General features: G+C 63.6%; 8 protein-coding genes and 2 pseudogenes. 8 read left to right on the top strand and 2 right to left on the bottom strand.

Features of this window, described 5'->3' with window-relative positions; all coding sequences use genetic code 11:
* The 3 genes and pseudogenes from QZ281_RS15995 to QZ281_RS15985 all read left to right on the top strand — a co-directional run.
* Positions 1-181, top strand: a pseudogene (locus QZ281_RS15995) (hypothetical protein); the annotation flags it as partial.
* Positions 181-1,170, top strand: a complete 990-nt coding sequence (thiL, locus tag QZ281_RS15990; protein ID WP_292230071.1) for a thiamine-phosphate kinase — start codon at positions 181-183, stop codon at positions 1,168-1,170. The pseudogene QZ281_RS15995 and the gene thiL, both read left to right, overlap by 1 nt.
* A 42-nt stretch (positions 1,171-1,212) precedes the next feature.
* Positions 1,213-1,647 (top strand): hypothetical protein, encoded by a 435-nt coding sequence (locus QZ281_RS15985; protein ID WP_292230069.1) that lies wholly within the window; start codon positions 1,213-1,215, stop codon positions 1,645-1,647.
* Positions 1,648-1,819: 172 nt separating this feature from the next.
* On the opposite strand, the gene QZ281_RS15980 is transcribed toward QZ281_RS15985, so the two are convergent.
* Positions 1,820-2,158: a hypothetical protein gene (locus QZ281_RS15980; protein ID WP_292230067.1), complete on the bottom strand. Its 339-nt coding sequence runs from the start codon at positions 2,156-2,158 to the stop codon at positions 1,820-1,822.
* 262 nt (positions 2,159-2,420) lie between these two features.
* Between QZ281_RS15980 and QZ281_RS15975 the strand changes: the two genes are divergently transcribed.
* A complete protein-coding gene (locus QZ281_RS15975) occupies positions 2,421-4,568 on the top strand; it encodes a sodium-translocating pyrophosphatase (protein WP_292230065.1) in 2,148 nt (715 codons plus the stop codon).
* Between the two features lie 76 nt (positions 4,569-4,644).
* Here QZ281_RS15975 and bamE read toward each other — a convergent pair whose 3' ends face one another.
* Positions 4,645-5,124 carry an outer membrane protein assembly factor BamE gene (gene bamE, locus QZ281_RS15970; protein ID WP_292230063.1) on the bottom strand — a complete coding sequence of 160 codons (480 nt, stop codon included), beginning with the start codon at positions 5,122-5,124 and terminating at the stop codon, positions 4,645-4,647.
* Between the two features lie 91 nt (positions 5,125-5,215).
* Here bamE and QZ281_RS15965 point away from each other — a divergent pair, with 91 nt between their 5' ends.
* The 4 genes and pseudogenes from QZ281_RS15965 to QZ281_RS15950 all read left to right on the top strand — a co-directional run.
* Positions 5,216-5,740 (top strand): ubiquinol-cytochrome C chaperone family protein, encoded by a 525-nt coding sequence (locus QZ281_RS15965; protein ID WP_292230060.1) that lies wholly within the window; start codon positions 5,216-5,218, stop codon positions 5,738-5,740.
* Between the two features lie 5 nt (positions 5,741-5,745).
* Positions 5,746-6,264 (top strand): DUF177 domain-containing protein, encoded by a 519-nt coding sequence (locus QZ281_RS15960; protein ID WP_292230058.1) that lies wholly within the window; start codon positions 5,746-5,748, stop codon positions 6,262-6,264.
* A gap of 106 nt (positions 6,265-6,370) precedes the next feature.
* Entirely contained in the window at positions 6,371-7,480 is a 1,110-nt protein-coding gene (gene plsX / locus QZ281_RS15955; RefSeq protein WP_292230056.1) for a phosphate acyltransferase PlsX, read from the top strand.
* Positions 7,477-7,718: pseudogene (locus QZ281_RS15950) on the top strand (3-oxoacyl-ACP synthase); the annotation flags it as partial. The gene plsX and the pseudogene QZ281_RS15950, both read left to right, overlap by 4 nt.

Here is a 7,718-nt window from a genome sequence, read left to right as displayed (position 1 = left end):
GGCCGGGGCGGGGCTGCGGCTGCTGATCCTGGAGGGCTGGTGCGTGGGCGCGCGGGCGCAGGAGGCAGGCGCACTGGATGCCCCGGTCAATGCGCTGGAACGGGACGAGGATGGCGACGGGCGCTGGCGGCGCTTCGTCAATGCGGCGCTGGACGGCGTGGCGAAAGACACGCGCAAATAATGCCCGCCCTCGACGTCGCGGGGGAATTCGAGACGATCGACAGGCTGCTGAAGCCCCTGGCCCATCCAGAATGGGGCAGGGGTCTGGCTGATGATGTGGCGGTGCTGCCGTCGCGCCCCGGCTACGACCTGGTCCTGACCAAGGACATGCTGGTCGAGGGCGTGCATTTTCTGCCCGAAGACCCGATGGACACGGTGGCCAGGAAGCTGCTGCGGGTGAACCTTTCTGATCTGGCGGCCAAGGGCGCCGAGCCGTTCGGCTATCTGCTGGCCTGCGCCTGGTCGGAACGGTGCGGCTGGCCTGAGCGCAAGGCGTTCGCCGCGGGTCTGGCCCAGGATCAGGTCCAATTCAGCGTCCTTCTGCTGGGCGGAGACACGGTGAAGACGCCGGGCCCGGCCTCATTTTCTCTGACGGGTTTGGGCTGGGTTCCGAAGGACCGGGCTGTGTCGCGCGCGGGGGCCCAGGTCGGCGATCTCGTTTTCGTCACCGGCCAGATCGGCGACGGGCGGCTGGGCCTGCGCGCGGCGCGGGGAGAACTGTCGCTGGAGCCCGAGCGTCTTGAAGCCCTGACTACCCATTACCGTATGCCGATGCCGCGTGTGGATTTCGCCGATGTGGTGCGCGACTTTGCCAGTGCGTCGGTTGATGTTTCGGACGGACTGGCGGCGGACCTGACGCATATCGCCAAGGCCAGCGGCGTGGGCCTGACAATGAACCTGAACGTGCTGCCCCTGTCGACGGCGGCCCAGGCCTGGTTCGCGGACCGCGTTGATCCTCAGTTGTCGCTGGAGGAACTGGCGACCGGCGGGGACGACTACGAAATCGCCTTCACCGCCCCGGCGCGCCATGAAGACGCTCTGCGCCATCTGGCCGAAAGCCGCTTCCTGCGCCTGACGCGGATCGGCGAGGTGACGGCGGGATCGGGCCTGACTGTTCTTTATGACGACCAGCCGATCCAGTTGGCTCGCACCGGCTGGACGCACGGCTAGGCTGGCAAGGGAATCCTAACGTCGATCTGTCAGGGTCACGGCATGGATCGCAGATCGCTCATCGCCGCAGGGACCGTCGCACTGACCACGGTCGTCGCACAGCCCGCCGCCGCGTCGAACCCGAAACCGTCCCGATCCAGTGGCCCGGCCCTGAGTATCGCGGGCCTGGGCCTGCCCGTCATCGCGGATGGACGGCTTCGTAACTATGTCTTTGTGTCGCTGCGCCTCGAGCTGGGGCGTGGCAAGACAATCGAACAGATGCGGCCCAAGGAGGCCTATTTCCGCGACGCCCTGGTCAAGGCCGCGCACCGCACGCCCTTCAGCGTGACGGGTGACTGGACGCGACTGGACGAGGCGCGAATGTCATCTGCTCTGGTGTCCGCAGCCAACAGCATAAGCGGTCCCGGCTCGATCACGCGGGTCGAAATCGTCGCTCAGACCCCGCGACGCCAGTCGGGTATTCGAACGGCGTATTAACTATTGAGAATGAGACAGCGAAGATCTTTTAATCGCGCCTAAGGTGTGATTTCTCGACAAATCCATAAATAGATTTGTGGATTCAGCTCACTTACATCTGCGCTGTTCTCACGTTGTTCGCTTTATCCTGCCCACGCTTTCGAGGTGCGCCTCTCGCTATTCCCACAGATGTCTAGAGGGGACCATCTCCGCCCAGTACAGCGCGATCATCCTGAACATGGGTGCCAGCCACCATTTCTTCAGCCTGCTTGCGCTTGACCGCGATCATTTCCGCATACTGTTCTGGCGTGTAACAAATCCGGCGTTCGAGACGGCGCCCTGTGAGGGCGCGGTTTTCGCACACCATTTGTCTACGCTGTGGAGCCGCAGCAGGCGCACTGCTTTGAGCTGGGAGATCGGTTGTCGTCTGCGGCAACACTGTAGAGGGAGGGCTCTGCGTCGTGGGGGCGGCTGATGCAGATGTCTGCTGAGCGGTAAAAAGTGCTGATGCAATAATCAGAGTGACGAACATTTACGCCTCCATTGAAAACCAATGTTCTCACAAAGCGACTTGCGCTGCAATCTGGGCGGGCTCTTTTAGATTAACGAAAGCACGATAGGCGTACCGCGGTATCGTTGCATGACGCCGTTACTCGTGACAGGCTGCCTTTGCAGATCCCAAGGGACGCACTGACGCGTCTGCCGCGTGCGGGGGGACCGGAAGGCGGATAGAGGCGATAACGCCCGCCGCGCCAAGGGGCCGCGCGCTTCTTTGCAAGGGCATGGAAACGCTCATGACAATCTATCTTTCGCTAGCCTTCGCGGCGGGCGTTCTGGGGGTGCTGTTCGGCGCCGTCCAGACCGGCGTGCTGTTGAAGGCCAGCGCCGGTAACGACAAGATGCGTGAAATCGCGGCCGCCATCCAGGAAGGGGCGTCCGCCTATCTGAAGCGGCAGTATCTGACCATCGGCATGGTGGGGGTGGTCATCCTGATCGCCGCCTATTTCCTGATCGGCGTCTATGCGGCGGTCGGTTTCCTGATCGGCGCCGTCCTGTCGGGCGCAGCAGGCTATGCCGGAATGCTGATCTCGGTGCGGGCCAATGTGCGCACGGCGCAGGCGGCGTCTGAGAGCCTGGCCAAGGGACTGAACCTGGCGTTCCGTTCTGGCGCGATCACGGGCATGTTCGTGGCGGGCGGCGCCCTGATCGGGGTGTCCGGCTATTACATCGTCCTGACCCAGCATCTGGGACTGGCCTCGACCAGCCGCGAGGTGATCGACGGGCTGGTGGCGCTGGGCTTCGGCGCCTCGCTGATCTCGATCTTCGCGCGTCTGGGCGGCGGCATCTTCACCAAGGGCGCCGACGTAGGCGGCGACATGGTGGGCAAGGTCGAGGCGGGCATCCCCGAGGATGACCCCCGCAACGCGGCGACCATCGCAGACAATGTGGGCGACAACGTAGGCGACTGCGCTGGCATGGCCGCCGACTTGTTTGAAACCTATGCGGTGACCACGGTCGCCACCATGGTTCTGGCAGCCATCTTCTTCCGCGACCAGCCCTATGTCGACGTCATCATGGCCCTGCCGCTGGCGATCTGCGGCGTTTGCGTCGTGACCTCGATCATCGGCAGCTTCTTCGTGCGTCTGGGCAAGTCGAAGAACATCATGGGCGCCCTGTACCAGGGGCTGATCGTCACAGGCATCCTGTCCATCGGCGCGGTCTGGTGGATCATCAATCAGATGGTGACGGGTCCGATCACGACGGTCAGCGGTCTGGAGATCCAGCCGATGGCCCTGTTCTGGTCCGGCATGGTCGGTCTGGGCGTCACGGCGGCGATCGTGGTCATCACCGAATACTACACGGGCTCGAACTTCCGTCCGGTGCGGTCTGTGGCCAACGCCTCAGTGTCTGGTCACGGCACCAATGTGATCCAGGGGCTGGCGGTTTCGCTGGAGTCCACGGCGCTTCCGGCCCTGACCATCATCGTCGGCATCGTCGCCAGCTTCCAGTTGGCGGGTCTGTTCGGCATCGCCATCGCCACCACGACCATGCTGGGCGTGGCGGGTATGATCGTGGCCCTGGACGCCTTTGGTCCGGTGACGGACAACGCAGGCGGCATCGCCGAAATGGCGGGCCTGCCCAGCGAAGTGCGTCATTCGACCGATGCGCTGGATGCGGTGGGCAACACCACCAAGGCCGTGACCAAGGGGTATGCCATCGGTTCTGCGGGCCTCGGCGCGCTGGTGCTGTTTGCGGCCTATACGTCGGACCTGCAGTATTTCTCGGCCAACCCGACGGACTATCCGTTCTTTGCTGATATGGGCGGAATCACGTTTGACCTGACCAACCCCTATGTCGTGGTTGGCCTGCTGTTCGGCGGACTGCTGCCCTTCCTGTTTGGAGGCATGTCGATGATGGCGGTCGGCCGGGCAGCCGAGGCGGTTGTGGCCGAAGTGCGCCGTCAGTTCCGCGAAAACCCCGGGATCATGACCTATCAGGTCAAGCCGGAGTACGGTCGTGCCGTCGACATCCTGACCAAGGCGGCGATCCGCGAGATGATCGTGCCGTCGCTGTTGCCGGTGCTGTCGCCGATTGTCCTGTTCGTTGTGGTTCTGAACATCTCGGATAAGGCCAACGCCTTCGCCGCACTGGGCGCCATGCTGATGGGCGTGATCGTGACAGGCCTGTTCGTGGCCATCTCGATGACGTCGGGCGGCGGCGCCTGGGACAATGCCAAGAAGGTGATCGAGGAAGGCTTCACCGACAAGAACGGCGTCGTCCACGGCAAGGGTTCCGAGGCCCATAAGGCGGCGGTGACCGGTGATACGGTCGGTGATCCGTACAAGGACACCTCTGGTCCGGCGGTGAACCCGATGATCAAGATCACCAACATCGTGGCGCTTCTGCTGCTGGCGGTGCTGGCGAGCGGCAACATCGGCTAGGTCACAGACCTGTCGGAATTGAAAACGCCCCGGAGAGCGATCTCCGGGGCGTATTTTCTTGAGGTGCGCGTTCCGATCAGTCGGGGCGGCGCTGACCCGGCGTATTGTCTTCGGTGCGCGGCAGTTGGCCACGGCCGACGTTGCCCAGCAGTTGCTCCAGCACGGTCAGGGCGCGACCACGGGTCGGCGTCTCATTGCGGTTCATGGCGATCTGCTCGCCGTCGCTCAGGCCCAGGGTGCGAACGCCGGACACCTTATCAGTGCCCTTTTCGAAGGTGACCTCGGTCACGGTGCGATTCGAGATCATCGGGCGGTTGTAGGTGTATTTTTCGGTCGTCTGGCTGATGTAGTACCAGACCTGATCCGGTTCGAAGGTCGACGTCGTCGACGGCGAACCGAGGCGGGCCAGGATCGTCTCCTTGGTATCCGTGCCGGCGACGATGTCCTGCGGCTTGGCGTCAATAGCCTGGAAGCCGTTGGAACCGATCACAGGGGCGCAGGCGGCGGACAGACCGGCCAGCGAAACAGCGACGAAAAGCGGGGCTAAACGGGACATGGTCGGGCGCCTGCGAGAGAACAAGGTCTTTGACCTAGACGGACCTGCGTCCTAGTTCAACGGCGCGGCGGAAAAGGGGCCATAGGAATCCATGCTGAAAAACCTATTCAAACCCCGTCCCGGCGCCCGTGTCGGCGACGAATTGTACGCTTTGGCGGTCAATCAGGCCCGGAATGCGGGCTTTTACACGCGATTGGGCGTCGCGGATCAGATCGACGCGCGATTCGAACTTTATACGCTGCATGTTCTTTTGCTGGTTCTGCGTCTGCGCGATGAAAACACGCCGCAAGGTCAGGATACGGCGCAGGCCCTGTTCGATGTCTATGTTTCGGCGCTGGATCACGCCCTGCGCGAAGAGGGCGTTGGCGACGTGGCTGTGGGCAAGAAGATGCGTAAACTGGGCGAGGCCCTGTATGGCCGCATGGCCGCCTATGAAAAGCCATTGCGCGATGCGGATGAGGGCGGGCTGGTCGAGGCCCTGGCGCGCAATGTCTATGCCGAGGCCGAGGCTGAACACGCTGGTGATCTGGCGCGATACGCCCTGACGACACGCGCTGCACTGGCGGCGCAGAAATTCAATGATGTGCTGGCGCGGCCAGCCTGGTCGGAAGTTTAAGTAAAATGAGCGCAGCTCTGCCCTATAGCGAGACGGTGCGGGTCAATCAGATCGGCGCTGGCCTGAGCCGCACGCTGGAGCCGGATGCGGACGCGCGCAAGCGAATCGCCCGCGCCCTGGACCTGCAGGGTCTGGAGGATTTCGTCGTGGACCTCAGCGTGACCCCCACGCCGTCGACCAGCGAATGGACGCTCAAGGGCCGGGTCACCGCTCACGCCGTCCAGACCTGCGGCCTGACGCTGGAGCCGCTGCCGGTGGACGTGGATCGCCGATTTTCGATCCAACTGATCGAGGCCGCGCCGCAGGAAACCGACGAAATCGAAGTCACCCTGGACGAGGAAGACGCCGACCTGATCGAGGACGGCAAGATCGACCTGGGTCAGTACGCCGTTGAACAACTGGCCCTGTCGCTGGACCCGTTCCCGCGCAAGCCGGGGGCTGAATTCGTGCAGCCGGAAGAGCCCAATGAAATCTCGCCCTTCGCCGCGCTGAAGGCGCTTAAATCGCAAGACGATCAAGGCTGAGGTTGACGTAGGGGCTGGCTGGTTGCATCCCCCGACTTCACGCTATCGTTCTTGCGCAACCCTATAAGTGTCGCGCGACAAGACGACGCGACAATAAGAGGTCCATTTGCCAGCCCCAGTTACGATCTCGCTTGACGCCATGGGCGGCGATCACGGCCCTTCCGTCATCGTGCCCGGCATCCGCAGCTATCTTCTCGCCCATCGCGGGGAGGGGGTTCGCTTCCTGCTGCATGGCGACGAAGCGAAGATCACGGCTGAGCTGGCCAAATACGCTCTCACCGGCGACATCTGCGAAATCCGCCACACCGACAAGGTCGTGGCCATGGACGAGAAGCCCGCCCAGGCCATGCGCCGCGGCAAGGGCTCCAGTCTGTGGAACGCCATCGAGTCCGTGAAGTCGGGCGAGGCGGGCGGCGTGCGCCTCGTGAGAGAGCAGCGTGGACGCGGTGTCGTATCGGCGGGCAACACCGGCGCCCTGATGGCGATCTCAAAACTGATCCTGCGCATGCAGGCGCCGGGACTGGAACGTCCAGCCATTGTGGCCAGTTGGCCGACGTTCAAAGGTCACACGGCGGTTCTGGACGTGGGCGCCAACATCGGCAGCGACGCCGAGCAACTGGTCGAGTTCGCCATCATGGGCGAGGCCTTCCAGTCAGCGGTGCGCGGTGTCGCGCGCCCGACCATTGGTCTGTTGAACGTCGGCTCCGAGGACATGAAGGGCAATGAACAGGTCCGAGAGGCGCACGCCATCCTGCGCGACGGCCCGTTCGACCTGAACTATTTCGGCTTCGTCGAGGGTGACGACATCGCCAAGGGCACGGTGGACGTGGTCGTCACCGACGGCTTCACCGGCAACATCGCCCTGAAGACGGCCGAGGGCACGGCGCGCTACATCTCGGCCTTGCTGCGCGAGGCCCTGACTTCCAGCCTGCAATCCAAGCTGGGCGCGGTGATCGCCATGCCCGCCCTGCGTCAGATGCGCCAGAAGATCGACCCCAGCGCCATCAATGGCGGGCCTCTGCTGGGCCTGAACGGCATTGTCGTGAAGAGCCACGGCGGTGCTGACGCCAAGGGCTTCGGCAACGCCATCCGCATTGCTGTCGATCTGGCTCGCAGCGACTATATGACCAAGGTGGGCGCCAACCTGGGCAAGCTGGACACGGTGTTCGACCACTCCAGCCCCACTTCCGCCCCTGCCGGAGAACCCCTTCAGTGAGCGTCACCCGCAGCGCCGTCACCGGCGTCGGCTCCTACCTGCCGGAACAGATCGTCACCAACGCCGACCTGGCCAAGTTCGTCGACACCTCCGACGAATGGATTCAGGAACGCACGGGCATCAAGCAGCGCCACAAGGCCCGCGATGACCAGCCGACCAGCGATCTGGCGGTCGAGGCGGCTAAAAAGGCGCTGACGGACGCGGGCAAGCTGGCCTCCGACGTCGACCTGATCATCGT

This window comes from Brevundimonas sp. (assembly GCF_018608325.1).
In the GTDB taxonomy this organism is placed as follows: domain Bacteria; phylum Pseudomonadota; class Alphaproteobacteria; order Caulobacterales; family Caulobacteraceae; genus Brevundimonas.
The sequence above is the reverse complement of the archived record's forward strand: the minus strand, read 5'-3'. Positions and strand labels throughout refer to the sequence as shown.